Below are 22,127 nucleotides of genomic sequence, written 5' to 3'. Positions count from 1 at the left end.
GGTTCTAGCACAGGACCCCCGAAAAGCGCGCGATTTTTGAAGGTGGACGATGCGCCTGTCGACCAAGGGACGATACGCCGTAATGGCGATGGCTGATCTGGCCCGCAACGGGCAGGGCGAGGGTGGTGCCCGGGCCGTTTCGTTGGCCGAAATTGCCGCGCGTCAGGAGATTTCGCTGAGCTATCTGGAACAGCTGTTCGCGCGGCTGCGGAAGAGCGGTCTGGTGCAGAGCGTGCGCGGGCCTGGCGGCGGTTACCGGTTGGCCAAGGGTGCGCGAGAGACGGTGGTGGCCGAGATCGTGCTGGCCGTCGATGAGCCGATCCGCGCCACCCGCTGCATCGGCCATTCCTCGCCCAAGGGCTGTATGATGGCCGGCGAGCGCTGCATCACCCACAATCTGTGGGAGGACCTCGGCGACGAGATCCATCGCTATCTGGCCGGGGTGTCCCTGGAAGATGTGGTGATGAACCGCACCGGCGCGCGGCGCCGGGCGACCGAGGCCGAAGTGGGAGTGGCGGCGTGAGCGGCGTGTATCTGGACTACAACGCCTCCGGGCTGGTGCGCCCCGAGGTGCAGGCTGTGATGGCCGAGGCCCTCGCGGACGGCGGCAACCCCAATGCGGTTCATGCGGCCGGCCGACGGGCGCGGGCAAGGGTCGAGACGGCGCGGGCGCGGGTGGCCGATCTGGTCGGGGCTGATCCGACCGCGGTGGTATTCTCCAGCGGCGGCACGGAATCGAATGCCCAGGCCGTGGCCAGCGCCATCGCGGCGGGCTGCGAGCGGCTGATTGTCAGCGCCACCGAGCATCCGTGCGTGGCCGAGGCGGCGAACGCCAGCGGCGTGCCGGTCGAGATCCTGCCGGTCGATGTGAACGGGGTCGTCGATCTGGCCTGGCTGGCCGAGGCGCTGGCGCGGCCGGGCGGCCGGGCGCTGGTCGCCATCCATCATGCCAACAATGAGAGCGGCGTGATCCAGCCGATCGCCGAGGCGGCGCGGATGGTGCAGGCCGCCGGCGGCTGGCTGCACGTCGACGCCATCCAGACGGCCGGCAAGATCCCGGTCGACATGCGGGCACTGGGCGCCGACACCCTGACCCTGTCGGCCCACAAGCTGGGTGGACCGCAGGGCGTGGGCGCGTTGATCTCGAAAGACGGTGCGCCGATCATCCGGACCCTGCATGGCGCAGGGCAGGAGCGGGGGCTGCGCGCCGGCACCGAGAATGTGCCCGGCATCGCCGGCTTCGGCGTCTCGGCCGATTGCGCGGCGCGCGATCTGTCCGAGGCCATGGCCCATGCGGCCTGGCGCGACGCGGCCGCTGACACCGTCAAGGCCGCCGGGGCGATCATCATCGGCGGGGCCGCCGAGCGCCTGCCCAACACCCTGTTCATGGCCGTCGAGGGCTGGGAAAGCCCGCAGCAGCTGATCACGCTGGACCTGCAGGGCGTCATGGTCTCGGCCGGCAGCGCCTGTTCCTCGGGCAAGACCAAGCCCTCCAAGACCATCGTGGCCATGGGGCTGGACCATCTGGCCACCGGCGGCGTGCGCGTCTCGGGCGGCTGGGGCACGACCCGGGACGACTGGGAGCGGTTCGCCGCCGCCTGGGTCGAGGCCTATGCGAAACATCGCGCCCGCACCGCCGAACGCCAGAAAGCCGACGCCTGATGGCCGCCGTCCAGAAGACCATCGACGCCGTCGCCGCGCTGGAGAAGTACGAGCACGGCTTCACCTCGGACATCGAGACGGAATACGCCCCGCGCGGGCTGAACGCCGACATCGTCCGCTTCATCTCGGAGAAGAAGGGCGAGCCGGAGTGGATGCTGGAATGGCGCCTGGCCGCCTATGAGCGCTGGCTGGCGATGGAGGAGCCGACCTGGGCGTCGGTGAAATACACGCCGGTCGACTATCAGGACCTGTTCTACTACGCCGCGCCGAAGAAGAAGGACGGGCCGAAGTCGCTGGACGAGGTCGATCCGGAAATCCTCGAGATCTACAAGAAGCTGGGCATCCCGCTGAAGGAGCAGGAGGTGCTGGCGGGCGTCGAGGGCGCGGCGCGCTATGCCGTGGACGCGGTGTTCGACAGCGTCAGCGTGGTCACCACCTTCAAGGCCGAGCTGGCAAAGGTTGGCGTGATTTTCATGCCGATTTCCGAGGCCTTGCGCGAACATCCTGAGCTGGTGCGCAAATATCTGGGGTCGGTGGTGCCGGTCTCGGACAACTATTTCGCGGCCCTGAACAGCGCGGTCTTTTCGGACGGATCGTTCGTCTACATCCCCCCGGGCGTGAAATGCCCGATGGAGCTGTCGACCTATTTCCGCATCAATGCGAGCCAGACGGGCCAGTTCGAGCGGACGCTGATCATCGCCGACAAGGGCAGCTACTGCTCCTATCTGGAGGGCTGCACGGCCCCGATGCGCGACGAGAACCAGCTGCATGCGGCGGTGGTCGAACTGGTCGCCCTGGACGACGCCGAGATCAAATATTCGACGGTCCAGAACTGGTACCCCGGCGACGCCGAGGGCAAGGGCGGCATCTACAATTTCGTCACCAAGCGGGCGGACTGCCGGGGCGACCGGTCGAAGGTGTCGTGGACCCAGGTCGAGACCGGCTCGGCCGTGACCTGGAAATATCCGTCCTGCGTCCTGCGCGGTGAGGAGAGCTCGGGCGAATTCTATTCGATCGCTATCACCAACGGACATCAGCAGGCCGACACCGGCACCAAGATGATCCATCTGGGCAAGAATTCGAAGAGCCGGATCATCGCCAAGGCGGTGTCGGCTGGGAAGTCGGACTCGACCTATCGCGGCCTGGTGTCTGTGCACCCGAAGGCGACGGGCGTGCGCAACTTCACCCAGTGCGACAGCCTGCTCATCGGCAAGGACTGCGGCTCCCACACCGTGCCCTATATCGAGGCCCGCAACGGCTCGGCCCAGCTGGAGCATGAGGCGACGACGACGCGCCTGTCCGACGACCAGCTGTTCTACGCCCAGCAGCGCGGCCTGTCGCAGGAGGAGGCGGTGGCCCTGCTTGTCAACGGCTTCGTCCGCGACGTGATGCAGAAGCTGCCGATGGAGTTCGCCGTCGAGGCGCAGAAGCTGGTGGCGATCAGTCTGGAAGGGAGCGTGGGGTGAGCAGTTTCCACGAACGCTTCTTCCGGAAGAACCGGTTTGGCCACTTCTATCCCAGTGGTCCGAAGGCTCGGCGTTATGCGCTTGCCGGGCTGGTGGGTTTCCTCGTTCTCGGCGGCCTTGGACTGATCCTTCTGAGTTCGGGCCAGTGGCTGGCTGGTCAGATCGTTCTCGGCGCTCTCGTCGTCTTCATCCTCATCTACAACGGCTTCGTTTCGACGCGGTCAGACCTGTGAATTCAATGCTCTCCATCTCCAACCTCCACGTCTCCGTCGGCGACAAGCCGATCCTCAAGGGGCTGACGCTCGACGTTCCGGCGGGCGAGGTGCACGCCATCATGGGGCCGAACGGGGCCGGCAAGTCGACGCTGGGCTATGCCGTGGCCGGGCGGCCCGGCTATGAGGCGACCGAAGGGTCCGTATCGTGGAAGGGCGAGGACCTGCTGGGTCTGGAGCCCGCCGAGCGCGCGGCGAAGGGCGTCTTCCTGTCGTTCCAGTATCCGATCGAGATTCCCGGCGTCCCGGCCCTGACCTTCGTGCGTACGGCGCTGAACGCTCAGAAGCGCGCGCGGGGCGAGGAGGAGGTCTCGGCCCCCGCCTTCCTGAAGCTGGTCAAGGCGGCGTCGGCGGCGCTGAAGATGGATTTCGACATGCTCAAGCGGCCGCTCAACGTCGGCTTCTCGGGCGGCGAGAAGAAGCGGATGGAGATCCTGCAGATGGCCCTGCTGGAACCGTCGCTGCTGATCCTCGACGAGACGGATTCCGGCCTCGACATCGACGCCCTGCGGATCGTGTCGGAAGGCGTCAACGCCCTGCGCAGTCCCGACCGTGCCATGCTGGTGATCACCCACTATCAGCGGCTGCTGGACTACATCAAACCGGACCGGGTGCACGTGCTGGCCGCCGGGCGGATCGTCGCGTCGGGTGGACCGGAACTGGCGCTGCAACTGGAGGCGGAAGGGTATGACAAATACCTGCCGGCCGCGGCGTGATTACCCTTCTCCCCTTGCGGGAGAAGGTGGCCCGCGCAGCGGGTCGGATGAGGGGTCGCATCAGCGGTACAGGTGCGCACGTCGAGGGCATATCGGACGGGTCCGTGCGACCCCTCATCCGTCAGCCTTCGGCTGCCACCTTCTCCCGCAAGGGGAGAAGGGCATGAGTCTGGCTATAGACCTCCGCGACCCATCCTCCTTCCCGACCCGCCGCGTCGAGGCGTGGAGATACTCCGACCTGAGCCGCGCTCTGCGCGAGACACCGCCGGTGTCGCCCCATGCCGATGTCGCGCCGGGCGGGCCGTTTGCGGCCCTGGGCGGGGATGAACTGGCAGTGGTCAACGGCCACGGCAACGGCCGTTCCGGCCTGATCGCCGAGGGGCCGGGTGACCATGTCGCGCGCCTCCGGTTCGTCTCGACGGCAGACGGGACAGGGCATCAGACGAAGGTGTCGGTGGAGGTCAGGGCAGGGTCGTCGCTGCTCCTGCTGGAGAGCTATGAAGGCCGGGCGGCGGGCTATGTGTCCAATGTCGCGCTGGATATCAGCCTCGGCGAGGGCGCGCGGCTGTCCCGGGTCGTCATCGAGGACGATGCCGAAGACGCGGTGTCGATCGCGACGGCCGAAGTATCGCTGGGCGAGGGTGCCCACTTTGCCCAGACCGTGCTGACCACCGGCGCGAAACTGCAAAGGCACGAGACACGACTGGCTCATCCCGGCGAAGGTGCCGAGGTGCGGATCGACGGCCTGTATCTGCTCGACGGCGCGCGACATTCGGACCTGACCAGCGTGGTGTCCCACGGCGGCCTGAACGGCCTCACCTCCCAACTCACCAAGGGCGTCGTCCGCGACACGGCGCGCGGCGTCTTCCAGGGCAAGATCATCGTCGAGCGCGGGGCGGACGGCACTGATGCGCGGATGGGGCATCATGCCCTGATCCTCGGCGAACGCGCCGAGATCGACGCCAAGCCGGAGCTGGAGATCTATGCGGACGACGTGCAGTGCGCGCACGGCAATACGGTCGGGAATCTGGACGAGAGCGCCCTGTTCTACATGCAGCAGCGCGGCATCCCCGTCGACGAGGCGCGGGCCCTGCTGACGCAGGCCTTCCTGATCGAGGTGGTCGACCGGATCGAGCATGAGGGCGCGAGAGAGGTGGTGCGGGAATGGCTGACGGCTCGCCTGTGACCCTCTTTGACCCCTATGCCGCCCGCGCCCACTTTCCGATCCTGTCGCGGGCGGTGAACGGCAAGCCGCTGGTCTATCTGGACTCGGCTGCCTCGGCGCAGAAGCCGCGGGCGGTGATCGACGCCCTGACGGCGGCGATGGAACACTCCTATGCCAATGTGCATCGCGGGCTGCATACGCTGGCCAATGAGACGACCGAGGCGTTCGAGGCGGCGCGCGAGACCATGGCGCGGTTCCTGAATGCCGAAAGCCCGGATCAGATCGTCTGGACCAAGGGCGGGACCGAGGCGATCAATCTGGTCGCGGCGGGGCTGGGTCAGTCGATCCAGCCGGGCGACGAGATCGTCGTGACCCAGATGGAGCATCACGCCAATATCGTGCCCTGGCACATGCTGCGTGAGCGTTTCGGGGCGGTGCTGAAATGGGCCCCGGTGCTGGATGACGGGTCGCTGGACATGGCGGCGCTGGCGGCGCTGATCGGGCCGAGGACGCGGCTGGTGGCGGTGACCCATATGTCGAATGTTCTGGGCACGGTGAACGATGTCCGCGCCATCGCCGACCTGGCCCACGCGGCCGGGGCGCTGGTTCTGGTCGACGGCTGTCAGGGGGCGGTGCACTGCAGCCCGGATGTCCAGGCGCTGGACGCCGACTTCTATGTCTTCACCGGGCACAAGCTGTTCGGTCCTACCGGCATTGGCGGGCTGTACGGCAAGCGCGCCGCGCTGGAGGCCCTGCCGCCATATCAGGGCGGGGGCGAGATGATCGCCACGGTGACCGAGGATGCGGTCTCCTATGCGGGCCTGCCGCACCGGTTCGAGGCCGGCACGCCGCCGATCCTGGAGGCCATCGGCCTCGGGGCAGCGATCTCCTGGATGCAGAAGTTCGACCCGAATGCGGTGCGGGCCCACGAACAGGCGCTGATGGATCGGGTGCGCGAGCGACTGGACGGCCGGAACTGGCTGACCGAGATCGGAACGGCGAAGGGGAAGGGGGCCATCTTCACCTTTACCGTCGAAGGAGCCCATGCCCATGACATTGCCCAGGTGATGGACCGCTACGGCGTCGCCGTGCGTGCCGGCCTGCACTGCGCCGAGCCGCTGTCGCGCCGGTTCGGCATCACCTCGAGCGCCCGCGCGAGCTTCGCCCTCTACAACACCCTCGAGGACGCCGACGCCTTCGCCGACGCCCTGATCAAGGCCCGTGAGTTCTTCGCATGAGCGATCCGACGACCCCCAAGACCGACAGCGCTGCCTTTGCCGAAGCCTGGGACGCGCCCCAGAAGAGCGCCCTGGCCCAGGCCGAGATAGACCGGATGACAGACGACATCATTGAGGCCCTGAAGTCGGTGTTCGACCCGGAAATTCCGGTCGACATCTATGAGCTGGGCCTGATCTACAAGGTCGACCTGTCCGACGACCGCGATGTGGTGGTCGAGATGACGCTGACAGCGCCGGGCTGCCCCGTGGCCGGCGAGATGCCGATCTGGGTCGAGGAGGCGGTGAAGAAGGTCGAGGGCGTGAAGTCGGCGCGCGCGGAACTGACCTTTGATCCGCCGTGGGACCCCTCGAAAATGAGCGACGAGGCCAAGTTGGCCCTGAACATGTTCTGATGGACCGTCCGATGACCGAGCTTCAGACCACACCCCGTGCCCGCCGCCCTCGGCCCGCTGTCGTCACCCTGACCGAGGCGGCAGCAGAACGGGTGCGCGCCCTTACCGAAGCCGGTGGACACAAGGCGTTGCGCGTCGGGCTGAAGAATGCGGGCTGTGCGGGACAGGAATACACCTTCGCCTTCGCTGACGAACTCGGGCCGCTGGACGAGGTGGTGGTCGACAAGGGTGCGACCGTGGTTGTCGATCCCAAGTCGATCCTGTTCCTGATCGGATCGGAGCTCGACTATGAGGTCACGAAGCTGGCCTCGAAATTCGTGTTCCGGAACCCGAACCAGACCGACGCCTGCGGCTGTGGTGAGAGCGTCACCATCATTCCCGCAAAGGCATTGGACGCCGACTGATGATCCGGCTGGAAGGGGTCACCAAACGCTTCCGGAGCGCGGCAGGCGAGCGCGTGGCGCTGGACTCGGTCGATCTGACCGTCGAGGCGGGCCAGGTGTTCGGTGTGGTCGGGCGGTCGGGTGCCGGAAAATCAACGTTGATCCGGACGATCAATCTGCTGGAACGGCCGGACGCGGGACGAGTGACCGTCGACGGGCGCGAGATGACAACCCTGACGCCGGCGGCGTTGCGCGCTGCGCGGCGACGAATCGGCATGATCTTCCAGCATTTCAATCTGTTGAACGCAAAAACTGTCGCAGAGAATGTGGCTTTTCCGCTGCGACTGGAGGGCCGGGCAGAGCCGCAGATCGACCGGCGTGTGGCGGATCTGCTGGCGCAGCTGGGCCTCTCGGACCATGCGAAAAAGCATCCTGCGCAGCTGTCCGGCGGGCAGAAGCAGCGGGTCGGCATCGCCCGGGCTCTCGCCTGCGAACCCGGCGTCCTGCTGTGCGACGAGGCGACCAGCGCCCTGGATCCCGAGACGACGGACGAAATCCTGTCGCTGCTCGACCAGCTGAACCGCGATCTGAAACTGACCATCGTCCTGATCACCCATCAGATGGAGGTGGTGCGCCGCGTCTGCGACCGGGTGGCGGTGCTCAAGGACGGCCGGGTGGTGGAGGAGGGGGCGACTGCCGATGTCTTCCTGCATCCGCAGCACGCCGCGACCCGCGCCATGCTGGCCGAGGGTGAGGAGGGTTTCGAGGCCGCCGACGTGCCGCCGGGTGGACGGCTGGCCAGACTGACCTTCCGGGGCGGCTCGACCTATGAGCCCGAACTGAGCCGTGTCGCGCGCTCGGTGGGTGTGGACTATTCGATCCTGTCGGGTCGTATCAGCCGCATCCGGGGTGAGCCCTATGGCCAGCTGGTGGTGGCCTTCACGGGCGGCGACGCCGAGGCGGCGGTGGCACAGCTGACGGCCCGCGGCGTGACGGTGGAGGCAGCGTGATGGAGGCCTTCTTCGTCAATATCGACTGGCCGGAGATCGCGCGGGCATCGCGCGACACCCTGCTGATGCTCGGCGGATCAATGGTCCTTACCGTGGTGTTCGGCATCCCTCTGGGGGTGCTGTTGTACCTGTCCGGCAAGGGAAGGCTGGCTGCCAATCCCGTGGTGAACGCGCTGCTTTCGCTGATCGTCAACATCCTGCGGTCGGTGCCCTTCATCATCCTGCTGATCGTCATGCTGCCGGTGACGGTGCTGCTGGTCGGGACCTCCCTGGGCGTGGCTGGAGCCATTCCGCCGCTGGTCGTCGGGGCCGCGCCCTTCTATGCGCGGCTGGTCGAGACGGCTCTTCGCGAGGTCGACAAGGGTGTGGTCGAGGCGACCCAGGCCATGGGCGGCTCGACCTTCCAGATCGTCACCCGCGCCCTGCTGCCCGAGGCCATGCCCGGCATCCTCGCCGGGGCCACCGTCACGGCCATCGCCCTGGTCAGCTACACCGCCATGGCCGGCGTCGTCGGCGCAGGCGGACTGGGCGACCTTGCCATCCGCTTCGGCTATCAGCGGTTCCAGACCGATGTCATGGTCGTGACCGTCGTTCTCCTGCTCCTGCTGGTGCAGCTTCTCCAGATGCTCGGTGACCGGCTGGTCGCCGCCGTTTCCCATCGCTGATCGCTTCCCCGAAAGGCTCGCCCATGATCCGCCGTTCGCTCCTGACCCTCGCTGCCGCTTCGCTGGTGCTCGCCGCCTGCGGGCGGGGTGCTGCGACGAAGGTCGATGCCGACGCGCCGCTGATCGTCGGTGCGACGGCCGTCCCGCACGCTGAAATTCTGGAACACATCAAGCCGCTGCTGGCGGCCGAGGGCATCCAGATCGAGATCAAGGTGTTCAACGACTACGTCCAGCCCAACACCCAGTTGGCCGAGGGGCGGCTGGACGCCAACTATTTCCAGACAAAGCCCTATCTCGATGAGTTCAACGCCTCGCGCGGTTCGGACCTCGTCACTGTGGCGGGTGTCCATGTCGAGCCGCTGGGGGCGTATTCGCGCCGTTTCCGGACGCTCGCCGAACTTCCGGACCGTGCCGAGGTCGCCGTTCCCAACGACGCCTCCTCGATCGGTCGGTCGCTGATCCTGCTGCAGAAGGCCGGGCTGATCCGGCTCAAGGACCCGGTCAATCCGCTGCAGACCCTGCGCGATATTGTGGAAAATCCGAAGAACCTGCGTTTCCGCGAGCTTGAGTCCGCGACCCTGCCGCGGGTGCTGGATCAGGTCGATATGGCGGTGATCAACACCAACTATGCTCTCGACGCCGGTCTGAAGCCGCGCACGGATGCGCTGACGCTGGAAGGGTCAGACAGCCCCTATGTGAACTATCTGGTGGCGCGGCCGGAAAACCGGGCGGACCCCCGCATCGTCGCCCTGGCGGCCATGCTGCGCAGCCAGGCGGTCAAGGACTTTATCGCCCAGAAATACGATGGGGCCGTGATCCCGGCGGCCTAGACCGCTGTCGCCAGCTTGGCGGCCCTTGCCGCCTCATCGGGTGCGAGCACCCGCACCGCCGCGATGACTGGCTGACCGGTGGCCTCGGCCACGAGTTCGGCGGTCTTGCCCTCTACCGAGGCCTCCAGCCTTGCGAGGAACTCTTCCTTGCCCAGCCCTGTCGGAATCGGATCGAGGAACTCCAGCGTTGCCGTGCCGGGGTTCTTGCGGAACTCTTCCTGTGGCCAGAACAGGCCGAGGTTGGTGGCCAGGGGTACGACCGGCATGTCGAAGTCGCGATACATGTGCCAGACGCCGGAGCGATAGCGGAACTTCTCTCCCACCTTGGCCAGATTGCCCTCGGGATAGATCAGTATCTTCCTGCCGGCGGCATGGGCGTCGGCCGAGCGATGCTTCAGCGCCTCGCGCGCTTCGCGGCCCCCGCAGTTGTTGACGACGATGGCTCCCAGCTTGCGCAGGACCGTGCCGAGTAGCGGAAATTTTTCCAGATGGTCGCCGGTGACGAAGGCGAGGTCGTCGAACTGGTCGTAGGTCGCAAAGCCGTCGCCCCAGCTCTGGTGTTTCGAGGCGATGATGAAGGCACCGGCCGGCAGACGTTCGCGACCCCGGATCTCAAGGCGGATCCCGGCCAGCAGGCGCATGGCCTGCACCATACGCTTCACATATCGGCGGATGATCCAACTGGTTGCCTCGCGTCCGGGGGCAAGGGCGGCAAAGGCCGCAGCGGAAGCGTAGAGGATCGACAAAAGCCAGTAGGCGACGTTGAAGGCGAGGCTGCGCATCAGTCCACTATGACGTGAAACGACAGAAGCGGAAGGCGTCAGGCGGCCTGGTCCATAGCGTCGGCGCTCGTGACACGATTCCGGCCGGCATGTTTGGAAGCGTAGAGGGCGGTGTCCGCCCGCTCCAGAAGTGAGGAGGCTGTCTCGCCCGGGCGTCGGTGCGCGAAGCCGGCGGACAGGGTCACGGCACCCAGCTCGTCATCTGTCGACCGGCGCCGGAGCGACCGGGATGCGATTTCCTTGCAGATGGCTTCGAGCACTTGATGGACCTCGCCGGGGCTCTCTCCGGGGAAAATTATGGCGAATTCCTCGCCGCCAAACCGGGCCGCAACACGGGGGGCCTTGGCCATCCGACCCATTACGCTGGCGACATAGCGCAGCACCTGATCGCCGGTCTGGTGCCCCCAGGTATCGTTGAATCGCTTGAAGTGATCGATATCGAGCACGGCCAGGGTCAGGGCCCCATGCTCGGCTTCGGCCTGGCTACAGGCGGCATCCAGTTGTTCGTCAAACGCCTTGCGATTGGCCAGATTTGTCAGGGCGTCGGTCATCGCGTCGCGGCGGAACTGTTCAAGGTGATCACGCAAACGGGCGATCTCGCGGGTCGACGCCTCGAGGCGGTTCTCCAGCGTTTCGCTCTCGCGTCGGACCTCGCGGGTCGCCGACGACAGACCTGAGACGATGGCCTTGAGGCCGGCATCACCGCTTGCGGTCGCGATGCTTGTCGCGGCCTGGTCCAGGGTCTGTCCGAAGGTGGCCTGCGATTTGTGGGCCTTTGAGATGGCGTCGGAGACGCTGGACAGCTCTCGATCCAGCACCTGGCCGGCATCGCGTATCTCTTCGCTCAATCGCCCGCGCGGCAGATACTCAGCCGCGAGAATCTCGGCTGTAGCCTCGGTGAAGGGTTCCGAGGCAGCCAGAATGCGATTGATCTCCCGGCCCAGTGGACTTTCCGGGGTGCCCAGATAATGGACCCAGATCTCGAAATTCAGTGGCGTAGGCCAGACGCTCGCCGACTCCATCGCTTCGATGACCCGGCGGGCCAGACCGTAGGCTTCCGGTCCCCGAAGCGTGGTTTCCAGCTTGTCCGCCATACCGAGTCCTCGCCTGACCGCCCGACGCGACCGACCTAGAAAAACAGCCTATCCGCGGTTCCGTAACGACTGGTTAAATCTGGTTCGATGACCGCTGAATTGGGAGTGTTTTCAGCTTTTGCTGGAAGCTGGTCGGCGCAGGAAGGCAGGGATGTCGCCCTCTCCGAATGGCCGTCCGTTTGACTGTTTGGGCTCAGCGCTCGCGCGGTCGCCTCGACGGTCTGACTGCCGCAGGTGAGTCTCCTGCACCGGCCGATCCGGGGAGGGAGCCGCCCGTGTCGGGGCCACTTCAGCGACGGGTGCGGCGGTCTGGATTTCGACGCTCCCGGTTGCCCCGTCTGGGGTGGACCGCGAGCCGCGGCGACTGCGGGTCCGGCGCGGTTTGGCCGGTTCCGATGCCGGCGCGTCCGCCGTGGACGCCTCCATTGCCGCTGGCTTCATGATCGGGTCGCCGGTCGGAACCGGGCCGAGGCTTTCCGACGGCCCGGCCGGGTCCTGAAGCGCTGCCCGGGAACCTCTGCCCCGCCCGCCGGCCTTTGCACGCTCGGGCCGTTCCGCATCCCGATGCGGCTGCGGCTTCCCGGGCGAAAAGTCTGCGCCGTCGAGAACCAGTTCTTCCGGGTCCATCTTGATCAGCTTCAGGACCTTGTCCAGCGACCGGTCGTCCGCCGGAGTCACGATCATGAAGGTCTGGCCCAGCTTGCCCGCACGACCCGTACGGCCGATCCGGTGCACATAGTCGTCGGCGTGGTGGGACACATCGTAGTTGAAGACGTGGCTGACATCCGGAATATCCAGGCCCCGCGCGGCGACGTCGGAGGCCACCAGCAGCTTCAGCTCGCCCGAGCGAAAGGCCGCCAGGGTCTTCATACGCAGCGATTGATCGAGGTCGCCGTGGATTGGCGCAGCATCGAAACCGTGCTGCTTCAGCGACTTGGCGACGACGTCGACCTCGGTCTTGCGGTTGCAGAACACGATGCCGTTGCGCACATCGGCGCGGCCGATCAGGGCCCGCAGGGCGGCGCGCTTTGCCTTGGGGTCGCTGGTCGGGATGCGGACCAGATACTGGGTGATGGTGTCGGCGGTCTGGGCCGGGCGCGAGGCTTCCAGCCGCGTCGGGTCCTTGAGGAACTGGGTCGTCAGCCGGGTGATTTCGGGCGGCATCGTCGCTGAGAAGAACAGGGTCTGGCGGCGTGGCGGCGTCAGTTTGAAGATGCGCTCAATATCGGGGATGAAGCCCATGTCGAGCATGCGGTCGGCTTCGTCGATGACCATGATCTCGACGCCGTTGAGCATCACCTTGCCGCGTTCGAACAGATCCAGAAGCCTGCCGGGAGTCGCGATCAGGACGTCGACGCCCTTGTTCAGCAGGGCCACCTGGTCGCCCATCGATACACCACCGATCAGCAGGGCCCAGCTGAGCTTGGTACCCTTGGCGTATTTCTCGAAGGACGAGGCAACCTGGTCCGCCAATTCCCGGGTCGGGGCGAGGACGAGGGCGCGCGGCATGCGCGCCTTGGCGCGGCCCGACGCGAGCCGGTCGATCATCGGCAGGGTGAAGGCGGCGGTCTTGCCCGTACCGGTCTGGGCGATACCGAGAACGTCGCGTCCGGCAAGGGCGACCGGGATAGCTGAGGCCTGGATAGGGGTGGCGGTTGTATAGCCGGTGTCAGCGACGGCCTTGAGAGTCGTGGCCGAGAGGCCGAGCTGGGAAAATTCGGTCATGGGTCCTTGGGACGGGTGAAGGACGTCCCGCGCATCGGGCCGTCGTGCGATGTCGCGGAACCGCCCTGTCTCTGGGCGAGCGGGCGGCGCGGATTCGCCAGTCCTGTCCCGAACGTGCCCCGCGTATAGAAGCCCCTACGTCAGAGTCAACTATTCGCATAGACGGCGTCGGGGCTTGGCTTTTCCTAACCATTTGTTAATAGTTTCACAAAGGAAGGGCCAAAGAGGGGGCTGGAATGCTGCGAACGCTCGCCGTCGCGACACTGATTGTCGCATCGCTGGTCGCGAGTCCGGGCCGGACCGAAATGAGTTCCGTTTTCGGCAATACGGTTGTCTCGCGCTACCCCGACGGCGGCTGGGTCCGGCACTGGTTTAACCCCGACGGTTCCTATGCAGCCCAGTTTTCGGATGGGCGTCGGCTGGCGGCGCGGTGGTCCGTCGCCGGCGAGCAGATCTGCCTGAGCAACATGCGGCCCAATATGCTGATCCCGCGGTTCTGTACCCGGATGGTCGAGGCCGAGGTCGGCGAGACCTGGCAATCTCGCGATCCGCTGGGCCGCCGGGTCCAGAACGTCCTGGTCGCGGGCCGGAATCCCTAAGGGGCTACATAGCCATCCGTCGCGTGCTTGCGCCGAACGCGGCGGAGGAAAACCGCGGCGGCTTGCTGAACCCTTTATGGGACCCGGACCGCAGCTGAACGCTGCCATGACGGACTTGCCGAAAGAGCCGTCATTGCAGGCCTGCACCTTGACCCGGATCATGGCTGTGCCGGACGGAAGCGAAAAGGCGCTGGTGACGAAGTATGCGGTGCTGACGGGGCGGTGAGCTGTGACGCATTGCCCCGGCGGGGCCGCGCCATTCCCTGTTTTCGATTTCAAAGGGAATGGCGCGAGTGACGGGGCTCGAACCCGCGACCTCCGGCGTGACAGGCCGGCACTCTAACCAACTGAGCTACACCCGCGTATTCCCGCCGCGAAGCAGTGCTTCGCGGCGAGGGGCGTCGTTTAGGCGGGCGCGGCTTCCACTGTCAAGCGCGGGAATGACAGTTTGTCAGTTCAGGGTGCCGGGGTCGCCACCGGGGCGGTCTGGATCGGCGGCGGCTCATAATGGACGCCGACGCCGGGTCCCAGCGGCAGGTCCAGCGCGACCCAGGTTCCTACCATAGTCAGACCCGCGATCAGGAAGACACCGGCATAGGGCAGCATGGTCGAAAGCAACGACCCGAGACCGAAGCGCGGGTCCCATCGCTGGGCGAAGGTCAGGATAAGGGGGAAGTAGCTCATCAGCGGGGTGGCGATGTTGGTCACCGAATCGCCCATCCGGTAGGCTGCGGTCGTCATCTCCGGGCTGATGCCCAGAAGCATGAACATCGGCACGACGATGGGTGCCAACGCCGACCACTTGGCCGAGGCTGAGCCGATGAACAGGTCGAAAAAGCAGGACACCAGAACGACCGCGACCAGCAGGGCCGGCGTCGGCAGGGCCACGCCCTTCAGATACTCCGCTCCGCTGACCGCCAGAATCGGCCCCAGGCCCGACCAGTTGAACATGGCCACGAAATGGGCTGCGAAGAAGGCCAGCACGATATAGGGGGCCATCTGGGCGATGCCATCGCGCATCATGACGACCAGGTCGCGATGGCTCTTTACCGTACCGGCACCGACCCCATAGGCGGCACCTGCGAGGAAGAACAGGATGGCGAAGAAAGCGACCAGGGACTGGTAGAGCGGGTTCAACCGCGTGTTGGCGTCGGCTTCCGTGTCGATGAAGGGCGAGCCAGGGATCAGCAGGATCAAGGTCCAGAGCGCGACCATTCCGAGGAGGGTCAAGCCGGCAAAGCCCAGGCCGCGCTTCTCTGCCGGCGTCAGCGGTACTTTTTCGTCGGCCTTCGGTCCCTCGATCTCGATGGGCGACCGCTTCTTCAGGCGCGGCTCGATCACGGCGTCGGTCAGGAACCAAATGATCGGGGTGAAGACGACCACCATGCCGATGGAAAAGAACCAGTTGCCGGCAATGGTCACGCTATAGTTCGGGTCAATCAGGCGCGCGGCCGGCTCTGTAATGCCCAGGATCAGGGCATCGGATGCACCCGGGAACAGATTGCCCGCAAATCCGCCGGACACGGCCGCAAAGCCTGCTGCCAGTCCGGCGAGAGGATGACGGCCTGCCGCCGCGAAGATCACGGCTGCCAGGGGAATCACCACGACGTATGACGCATCCGAGGCATGGTGCGACACCATGCCGGTCACGGCCACGACCGGTGTCAGAATGAAGCGCGGCGCATTCAGCAGCATGCCCCGGAACGCCGTTGTGAACAGTCCTGCCCGCTCAGCGATCGCTGCGCCATAGACGACGGTCAACACGATCCCCAGGGGCGGAAATGCCGCCAGGGTCTTCGGCATCTCGATGAACAGTTTTTCCAGATTCTCTGGTGCCAAAAGGCTTCTTGCCTGGAGCAGATCACCCGTCACCGGATTGACGCTTTGCCAGCCAAGGCCTGCGCCGACCAGGCTCAGGATGACAAGAGCCAGTATGAACCAGAGAAACAGGAAGACGGGATCCGGCAGCTTGTTGCCGATGCGTTCGATGCCGTTCAGCACCCGGCTTCCGATGGACATGCTTCGCTCCCGGGCGGTGATCAGATCAGTGGACAGTAGGGCGGGAGCGGAGCGCGCGAGGCAAGGCAGCAGGCCTGCGACATCCTGTCCCAAAGTCTGCGAACCATTCTCAACAAAAACCTTTCATCACATGGGTTTGAACGGGCGCGGTTCCAAGGCTAGAAAGCGCCGAATCCGCTCCTCCCTCTGACGGCGGACAAGGTCCCTTCCGGATGAATGCATTCCTGCTCGAATATCTGCCGATCGTGATTTTTCTCGGGATCGCGGCGGTCCTCGGCCTCGGCTTCATGCTCGCCGCCTGGGTTCTGGCCCCGAAGAACCCGGACAGCGAGAAGCTGTCGGCCTATGAGTGCGGCTTCAACGCCTTCGACGACGCGCGCATGAAGTTCGATGTTCGCTTCTATCTGGTCTCCATCCTGTTCATCATCTTCGACCTGGAAGTGGCCTTCCTGTTTCCCTGGGCAGTGTCGATGTTTGACCTCTCGCAGGCGGGTATGGTGTTCGCCTTCTGGTCGATGATGGTCTTCCTCGGCGTGCTCACTGTCGGCTTCATCTACGAATGGAAGAAGGGCGCGCTCGAATGGGAGTGACGACCAACAATGTCCCGCTGATCGGGGTTGGCAATCCGGGCGGCTCGCAGGCCGGGGCCGCGTCGTCGCGCCTTGCCGCACCCATGAGCACGACCATGTTCAACACCGGTGCCCGTTCGTCGGTGGAGGGCTATGATCCAGCCATCCACGACAAATTCTTCGAGGCCGTGAATGCCGAGCTGGGTGAACGGGGCTTCATCACCACCTCGCTGGATGACGTCATCAACTGGGCCCGAACCGGGTCGCTGATGTGGATGACCTTCGGCCTGGCCTGCTGCGCCGTGGAGATGATGCAGGCCTCTATGCCGCGCTTCGACATGGAGCGGTTCGGCATGGCCCCGCGCGCCAGCCCGCGTCAGTCGGACCTGATGATCGTGGCCGGTACCCTGACCAACAAGATGGCCCCGGCCCTGCGCAAGGTCTACGACCAGATGCCGGACCCCCGCTATGTCCTGTCGATGGGCAGCTGCGCCAACGGCGGCGGGTACTACCACTACAGTTACAGCGTCGTGCGCGGCTGTGACCGGATCGTGCCGGTCGACGTCTATGTGCCGGGATGCCCGCCGACGGCGGAGGCGCTGCTTTACGGGCTGCTGCAGTTGCAGAAGAAAATCCGCCGCACCGGGACGATCGACCGATGAACGCGCTGGCTCGTATCCGGGAGATGGAAACCGCCCTGACGCCGCTCGGTGCCGAGATGGTCGGGGCACTGGGCGTCGAGGCGCAGGTTGCGTTCGGCGAACTGACACTGATCACCAGCCGGGACAGTATTCTTGAGGTGCTGACGGCGCTGAAGGAGCGGTTCGGTTTCCAGCAGTTGCTGGACCTCTGCGGCGTCGACTTCCCCGACCGGGCGGAGCGGTTCGAGGTGGTCTATCACCTGCTGTCCCTGACCCGGAATGCGCGGGTTCGGGTCAAGCTGACCACGGATGAGGTCCAGCCGGTGCCCAGTGCCGTGGGCGTCTTTCCCTGCGCTGACTGGTTCGAGCGCGAGGCCTTCGACATGTTCGGCGTGTTGTTCTCGGGTCACCCCGACCTGCGCCGGCTGCTGACCGACTATGGCTTCCAGGGGCATCCGCTGCGCAAGGACTTCCCCATGACCGGCTATGTCGAGGTCCGGTATGACGAAGAGCAGAAGCGGGTTGTCTATGAACCCGTCAAACTGACCCAGGAGTTCCGGAACTTCGACTTCCTGTCGCCCTGGGAGGGCGCGGAATATGCCGATACCGTCCTGCCGGGCGATGAAAAGGCGGGGAGCAAGGCCTGATGGCTGACGGTCACAATACCCCACTTCCGCTCGGTGCCACCGACATCTTTGATGACGGTCTGACCGACCACGCCCGCGCGCTGGACGACCGAAAGTTCACGATCAATTTCGGCCCTCAGCACCCGGCTGCGCACGGCGTGCTGCGTCTGGTGCTGGAGCTGGACGGTGAGCTGGTCACCCGCGTCGATCCGCACATCGGCCTGCTGCACCGCGGCACTGAAAAGCTGATGGAGGCCCGCACCTACCTCCAGAACGTGCCTTATCTGGATCGCCTCGACTATGTCGCGCCGATGAACCAGGAGCACGCCTTCTGCCTGGCTATCGAAAAGCTGCTCGGCGTCGACGTGCCCTACCGGGCCCAGCTGATCCGGGTGCTCTATTCCGAGATCGGCCGCATTCTCTCCCATCTGCTGAACGTGACCACCCAGGCCATGGACGTCGGGGCCCTGACGCCGCCGCTCTGGGGCTTCGAGGAGCGCGAGAAGCTGATGGTCTTCTACGAGCGCGCCTCGGGAGCCCGGCTGCACGCCAACTATTTCCGTCCGGGCGGCGTCCATCAGGACCTGCCCAATGCCCTGATCGACGACATCGGTCGCTGGTGCGCCGAATTCCCGGCGGCGCTGAAAGACATTGAGTCGCTGGTCACCGAGAACCGCATCTTCAAACAGCGCAACGTGGACATCGGGGTGGTGTCGAAACAGCAGGCGCTGGACTGGGGCTTCACCGGGGTGATGCTGCGCGGCTCGGACATCGCCTGGGACCTGCGCAAGTCACAGCCCTATGAATGCTATGCCGACCTCGAGTTCGACGTTCCCGTCGGCAAGAACGGCGACTGCTGGGACCGCTACCTCTGCCGCATCGAGGAGATGAAGCAGTCGGTGCGCATCATGGAGCAGTGCATCCACCTGCTGCGCAACTGCCCCGGCGAGCCGGTGATGGTCGAGGACAACAAGATCGTTCCGCCGCGGCGCGGTGAGATGAAGCGGTCGATGGAAGCCCTGATCCACCACTTCAAACTCTACACCGAGGGCTTCCGCACGCCCGAGGGCGAGGTCTATGCCTCGGTGGAGGCACCCAAGGGTGAGTTCGGCATCTATCTGGTCTCGGACGGCACCAACAAACCCTGGCGCGTCAAGATCTCGGCCCCGGGCTTCCGCTCGCTGCAGGCCATGGACTGGATGAACCGCGGCCACATGCTGGCCGATGTGAGCGCCATCCTCGGCTCGCTCGACATCGTTTTCGGAGAAGTGGACCGATGAGCGTTCGTCGTCTCGCCAAGGAACAGCCGGCATCGTTCGCCTTCTCCAAGGCGACGAAGGCCAAATGCGACTGGTGGATCGCCAAATATCCCGCGGACCGCGGTCAGTCGGCGGTGATCCCGGTCCTGTGGCTGGTGCAGAAGCAGGAAGGCTGGGTCTCCGAGCCCGCCATCCGCGCCATCGCCGCGCTGCTGGGCATGCCCTACATCCGGGTGCTGGAGGTCGCGACCTTCTACACCATGTTCATGCTGGAGCCGGTCGGCTCGGCCGCCCTGATACAGGTCTGCGGCACCACGCCCTGCATGCTGCGCGGCGCGGGCGAGCTGATGGACGTCTGCAAGAAGAAGATCGGCCCCAAGGACACGCTGAGCGCTGACGGCCGCTTCACCTGGCAGGAAGTTGAATGTCTGGGTGCCTGCGCCAATGCGCCCATGGCCCAGATCAACGACTACTATTTCGAGGATCTGACCGCCGACAGCATGGCGAAGATCATCGACGACTTCGCCGCCGGCAAGAAGCCGAAGCCGGGCAGCCGTGTCGGCCGCACCAGTTCGGAGCCGGAAGGCGGGGCCCTGACCCTGACTGATCCCAAGATCTATGACGGCTCGGCGGGCAAGAAGATCAAGAAGCTGCCGAACTCGGATCCGGTGACCGCATGACGCGCCCTGATCTGTCAGACGCCGCCAAGGTCGCGCAGTACCGCGCCGAACTGAGGGCTGTCGGCCGCAACCAGCGTCTGGGCGGCTTCGGCCTGGTCATCTTCGGGGCCATTGCCGTGTGGGCTGCCGCTTCTGCCGGACCTGCCGGCCCGATGGTGCAGTGGGTCGGCTATGCGGCCTTGGCGCTCGGCTGGGCCCTGATGCTGGCCGCCATCTTCCTGCGCACCCGCTATCACCGCCAACGCATGCGGGAGACGAACTGAACCATGGTCGGCATCCTCGAAGACAAGGACCGCATCTTCACCAACCTCTACGGTTTCCAGGACTGGACGCTGGAGGGGGCGAAGAAGCGCGGCGCGTGGAACGCGACCAAGGACATGCTCGACCTCGGGCGCGACTGGATCATCACCAACGTCAAGAACTCGGGCCTGCGCGGACGCGGCGGTGCGGGCTTCTCGACCGGTCTGAAGTGGTCCTTCATGCCGAAAGAGGTGAAGGACCGGCCGCACTATCTGGTCGTCAACGCCGATGAATCCGAACCCGGGACCTGCAAGGACCGGGAGATCATGCGCCACGATCCGCACCTGCTGATCGAAGGCTGTCTGATCGCCAGCTTCGCGATGCAGGCGCACGCTTGCTACATCTATCTGCGCGGCGAATATGTGCTGGAACGCGAGCGCATGGAGGCGGCGGTCAAGCAGGCCTATGAGGCCAAGCTGATCGGCAAGAACAACGTCCATGGCTGGGATTTCGACGTCTACATCCACCACGGTGCAGGGGCCTACATCTGCGGCGAGGAGACGGCCCTGCTGGAGTCGCTGGAAGGCAAGAAGGGCCAGCCGCGCCTGAAGCCGCCGTTCCCGGCAGGGGCCGGCCTGTATGGCTGCCCGACCACGGTGAACAATGTCGAGTCGATCGCGGTGGTGGGCACCATCCTGCGTCGCGGGGCCGAGTGGTTCGCGGGCTTCGGCCGACCGAACAACACCGGCACCAAGATCATGTCGATCAGCGGCCATGTGAACCGGCCGTGCAATGTCGAAGAGGCGATGTCGATCCCGCTGCGTCAGCTGCTGGAAGACCATTGCGGTGGCGTGCGCGGCGGCTGGGACAATCTGAAGGCCGTCATCCCCGGCGGTTCCTCGGTGCCGCTGATCACGCGCGAAATGTCCGAAGTCGCGCTGATGGATTTCGACAGCCTGCGCGAAATGCGCTCGGGCCTCGGCACGGCGGCGGTGATCGTCATGGACCAGTCGACCGATCTGGTCCGCGCCATCGCCCGCATCAGCTATTTCTACAAGCATGAGAGCTGCGGCCAGTGCACGCCGTGCCGCGAGGGCACGGGCTGGATGTGGCGGGTGCTGGAGCGGATGGCGGTCGGTGAAGCGGACCCGTCCGAGATCGACCTGCTGCTGGAAGTCTCGACCCAGATCGAGGGCCACACCATCTGCGCGCTCGGCGACGCCGCCGCCTGGCCGGTACAGGGGCTGATCCGGCATTTCCGTCATGAAATCGAGGAACGTATCGCCTCCTACCGCAGCCGCCGCGCGAATTTCGCCGGCCATGCGATCGCGGCGGAGTAGGGGATGCGTGTTTATCCTGCCCTGTTCATGATCCTGACGCTGGGGGCCTGCGGGGCACCCGCCGCGTCCGGGTCTGCCGAGGGTCCGGTGTCGGGGCCGGAGGCGGCGGCCTCTGCGCCGGCTGAGCCCATGCCCGGGCCCCTGGTCCGGCCGGCGGCGGTTCTTGAGCAGGCCTGTCTTGATCGCGTGACCGAGCAGTTCGGCCAGACGGGGACATCCGTCACTTATGAAGCGCAGGGTCCAGCGCGCGCGACCGTGTCCTGGGCGGCGCCCGTGGATGGTGGTGTGTTGAGTTTCGAATGCCGGATGGGCGAAGCCGGTGCGGATCTGTTCCGCGATGGCCGGTCCGTGACCGTCAATGTACCGACGGCGGCCGATGCCGCCAAACAAGAGGCCCGCTGATGCCCGTCGCCAAGGTCAACGGCGTAGAAGTCGAGTTCGAGCCCGGGATGACCGTGCTTCAGGTCGCCGAGCGCGCCGGACAGGAGATTCCGCGCTTCTGCTATCATGAGCGGCTCTCGATCGCCGGCAACTGCCGGATGTGCCTGGTCGAGGTGAAGCCCGGACCGCCGAAGCCGCAGGCTTCGTGCGCCCTGCCGGCCGCCGAGGGACAGGAAATCTTCACCGACACGCCGATGGTGAAGAAGGCCCGCGAAGGGGTGATGGAGTTCCTGCTCATCAACCACCCGCTGGACTGCCCGATCTGCGACCAGGGCGGCGAGTGCGACCTGCAGGACCAGGCCATGGGCTATGG

26 protein-coding genes and 1 tRNA gene are annotated in these 22,127 nt (G+C 65.6%); 22 read left to right on the top strand and 5 right to left on the bottom strand.

Annotation, left to right across the window (positions count from 1 at the left end; all coding sequences use genetic code 11):
* The first annotated feature begins 49 nt into the window (after positions 1–49).
* From Q0053_RS11910 to Q0053_RS11855, 12 genes are all read left to right on the top strand, one after another.
* Complete coding sequence (locus Q0053_RS11910; RefSeq protein WP_298100417.1) at positions 50–523, top strand: Rrf2 family transcriptional regulator; 474 nt, start codon at positions 50–52, stop codon at positions 521–523.
* Positions 520–1,662, top strand: a complete 1,143-nt coding sequence (locus Q0053_RS11905) for a cysteine desulfurase family protein (RefSeq protein ID WP_298100415.1) — start codon at positions 520–522, stop codon at positions 1,660–1,662. Before Q0053_RS11910 ends, Q0053_RS11905 begins: the two co-directional genes overlap by 4 nt.
* Positions 1,662–3,128 carry a Fe-S cluster assembly protein SufB gene (gene sufB / locus Q0053_RS11900; RefSeq protein WP_298100413.1) on the top strand — a complete coding sequence of 489 codons (1,467 nt, stop codon included), beginning with the start codon at positions 1,662–1,664 and terminating at the stop codon, positions 3,126–3,128. Before Q0053_RS11905 ends, sufB begins: the two co-directional genes overlap by 1 nt.
* Positions 3,125–3,361: a hypothetical protein gene (locus tag Q0053_RS11895; protein WP_298100411.1), complete on the top strand. Its 237-nt coding sequence runs from the start codon at positions 3,125–3,127 to the stop codon at positions 3,359–3,361. Before sufB ends, Q0053_RS11895 begins: the two co-directional genes overlap by 4 nt.
* 5 nt (positions 3,362–3,366) lie before the next feature.
* Positions 3,367–4,116, top strand: coding sequence for a Fe-S cluster assembly ATPase SufC (gene sufC / locus Q0053_RS11890; RefSeq protein ID WP_298100409.1), 750 nt, complete (start codon positions 3,367–3,369; stop codon positions 4,114–4,116).
* 163 nt (positions 4,117–4,279) lie between these two features.
* On the top strand, positions 4,280–5,302 hold the full coding sequence (gene sufD / locus Q0053_RS11885; RefSeq protein ID WP_298100407.1) for a Fe-S cluster assembly protein SufD: 1,023 nt from the start codon (positions 4,280–4,282) through the stop codon (positions 5,300–5,302).
* On the top strand, positions 5,281–6,519 hold the full coding sequence (locus Q0053_RS11880) for an aminotransferase class V-fold PLP-dependent enzyme (RefSeq protein WP_298100405.1): 1,239 nt from the start codon (positions 5,281–5,283) through the stop codon (positions 6,517–6,519). Before sufD ends, Q0053_RS11880 begins: the two co-directional genes overlap by 22 nt.
* The gene (locus Q0053_RS11875) at positions 6,516–6,911 is read left to right on the top strand and encodes an SUF system Fe-S cluster assembly protein (protein ID WP_298100403.1); all 396 of its coding nucleotides are present in this window, start codon (positions 6,516–6,518) and stop codon (positions 6,909–6,911) included. Before Q0053_RS11880 ends, Q0053_RS11875 begins: the two co-directional genes overlap by 4 nt.
* An 11-nt stretch (positions 6,912–6,922) precedes the next feature.
* Positions 6,923–7,315, top strand: a complete 393-nt coding sequence (locus Q0053_RS11870; RefSeq protein WP_298100401.1) for an iron-sulfur cluster assembly accessory protein — start codon at positions 6,923–6,925, stop codon at positions 7,313–7,315.
* Positions 7,315–8,304, top strand: a complete 990-nt coding sequence (locus Q0053_RS11865) for a methionine ABC transporter ATP-binding protein (protein ID WP_298100399.1) — start codon at positions 7,315–7,317, stop codon at positions 8,302–8,304. The genes Q0053_RS11870 and Q0053_RS11865 overlap by 1 nt, the downstream gene beginning before the upstream one ends.
* Positions 8,304–8,969, top strand: a complete 666-nt coding sequence (locus Q0053_RS11860; protein WP_298100397.1) for a methionine ABC transporter permease — start codon at positions 8,304–8,306, stop codon at positions 8,967–8,969. Before Q0053_RS11865 ends, Q0053_RS11860 begins: the two co-directional genes overlap by 1 nt.
* A 23-nt stretch (positions 8,970–8,992) precedes the next feature.
* The gene (locus tag Q0053_RS11855) at positions 8,993–9,799 is read left to right on the top strand and encodes a MetQ/NlpA family ABC transporter substrate-binding protein (protein WP_298100396.1); all 807 of its coding nucleotides are present in this window, start codon (positions 8,993–8,995) and stop codon (positions 9,797–9,799) included.
* Here the strand turns inward: Q0053_RS11855 and Q0053_RS11850 are convergent.
* The 3 genes from Q0053_RS11850 to Q0053_RS11840 form a co-directional block, all read right to left on the bottom strand.
* Positions 9,796–10,581 (bottom strand): 1-acyl-sn-glycerol-3-phosphate acyltransferase, encoded by a 786-nt coding sequence (locus Q0053_RS11850; RefSeq protein WP_298100394.1) that lies wholly within the window; start codon positions 10,579–10,581, stop codon positions 9,796–9,798. The genes Q0053_RS11855 and Q0053_RS11850 overlap by 4 nt on opposite strands.
* Before the next feature lie 38 nt (positions 10,582–10,619).
* Positions 10,620–11,675 (bottom strand): GGDEF domain-containing protein, encoded by a 1,056-nt coding sequence (locus Q0053_RS11845; RefSeq protein ID WP_298100393.1) that lies wholly within the window; start codon positions 11,673–11,675, stop codon positions 10,620–10,622.
* A 111-nt stretch (positions 11,676–11,786) separates the two neighbouring features.
* The gene (locus tag Q0053_RS11840) at positions 11,787–13,400 is read right to left on the bottom strand and encodes a DEAD/DEAH box helicase (protein WP_298100391.1); all 1,614 of its coding nucleotides are present in this window, start codon (positions 13,398–13,400) and stop codon (positions 11,787–11,789) included.
* 236 nt (positions 13,401–13,636) lie between these two features.
* Here Q0053_RS11840 and Q0053_RS11835 point away from each other — a divergent pair, with 236 nt between their 5' ends.
* Complete coding sequence (locus Q0053_RS11835) at positions 13,637–13,999, top strand: hypothetical protein (protein WP_298100390.1); 363 nt, start codon at positions 13,637–13,639, stop codon at positions 13,997–13,999.
* Positions 14,000–14,284: 285 nt separating this feature from the next.
* Here the strand turns inward: Q0053_RS11835 and Q0053_RS11830 are convergent.
* Both Q0053_RS11830 and Q0053_RS11825 read right to left on the bottom strand, forming a co-directional pair.
* A tRNA-Asp gene (locus Q0053_RS11830) sits at positions 14,285–14,361 on the bottom strand.
* 94 nt (positions 14,362–14,455) lie between these two features.
* A complete protein-coding gene (locus Q0053_RS11825; RefSeq protein ID WP_298100388.1) occupies positions 14,456–16,018 on the bottom strand; it encodes an AbgT family transporter in 1,563 nt (520 codons plus the stop codon).
* Between the two features lie 212 nt (positions 16,019–16,230).
* Between Q0053_RS11825 and Q0053_RS11820 the strand changes: the two genes are divergently transcribed.
* The 9 genes from Q0053_RS11820 to Q0053_RS11780 all read left to right on the top strand — a co-directional run.
* Complete coding sequence (locus Q0053_RS11820; RefSeq protein ID WP_298100386.1) at positions 16,231–16,608, top strand: NADH-quinone oxidoreductase subunit A; 378 nt, start codon at positions 16,231–16,233, stop codon at positions 16,606–16,608.
* An 83-nt stretch (positions 16,609–16,691) separates the two neighbouring features.
* Positions 16,692–17,249, top strand: a complete 558-nt coding sequence (locus Q0053_RS11815; RefSeq protein WP_298100453.1) for an NADH-quinone oxidoreductase subunit B family protein — start codon at positions 16,692–16,694, stop codon at positions 17,247–17,249.
* Between the two features lie 23 nt (positions 17,250–17,272).
* The gene (locus Q0053_RS11810; protein ID WP_298100451.1) at positions 17,273–17,875 is read left to right on the top strand and encodes an NADH-quinone oxidoreductase subunit C; all 603 of its coding nucleotides are present in this window, start codon (positions 17,273–17,275) and stop codon (positions 17,873–17,875) included.
* Positions 17,875–19,134: an NADH-quinone oxidoreductase subunit D gene (locus tag Q0053_RS11805; RefSeq protein ID WP_298100383.1), complete on the top strand. Its 1,260-nt coding sequence runs from the start codon at positions 17,875–17,877 to the stop codon at positions 19,132–19,134. The genes Q0053_RS11810 and Q0053_RS11805 overlap by 1 nt, the downstream gene beginning before the upstream one ends.
* On the top strand, positions 19,131–19,793 hold the full coding sequence (gene nuoE / locus Q0053_RS11800; protein WP_298100381.1) for an NADH-quinone oxidoreductase subunit NuoE: 663 nt from the start codon (positions 19,131–19,133) through the stop codon (positions 19,791–19,793). The genes Q0053_RS11805 and nuoE overlap by 4 nt, the downstream gene beginning before the upstream one ends.
* Complete coding sequence (locus Q0053_RS11795; RefSeq protein WP_298100379.1) at positions 19,790–20,056, top strand: hypothetical protein; 267 nt, start codon at positions 19,790–19,792, stop codon at positions 20,054–20,056. Before nuoE ends, Q0053_RS11795 begins: the two co-directional genes overlap by 4 nt.
* A 3-nt stretch (positions 20,057–20,059) precedes the next feature.
* Positions 20,060–21,373 (top strand): NADH-quinone oxidoreductase subunit NuoF, encoded by a 1,314-nt coding sequence (gene nuoF, locus Q0053_RS11790; protein WP_298100377.1) that lies wholly within the window; start codon positions 20,060–20,062, stop codon positions 21,371–21,373.
* A 3-nt stretch (positions 21,374–21,376) separates the two neighbouring features.
* Complete coding sequence (locus Q0053_RS11785; protein WP_298100375.1) at positions 21,377–21,775, top strand: hypothetical protein; 399 nt, start codon at positions 21,377–21,379, stop codon at positions 21,773–21,775.
* Positions 21,775–22,127: 2Fe-2S iron-sulfur cluster-binding protein (locus Q0053_RS11780; RefSeq protein WP_298100373.1), on the top strand; the 353-nt coding region annotated here is incomplete at its 3' end. The genes Q0053_RS11785 and Q0053_RS11780, both read left to right, overlap by 1 nt.

This window comes from Brevundimonas sp., assembly GCF_027487935.1.
Classification (GTDB): domain Bacteria; phylum Pseudomonadota; class Alphaproteobacteria; order Caulobacterales; family Caulobacteraceae; genus Brevundimonas.
The sequence above is the reverse complement of the archived record's forward strand: the minus strand, read 5'-3'. Positions and strand labels throughout refer to the sequence as shown.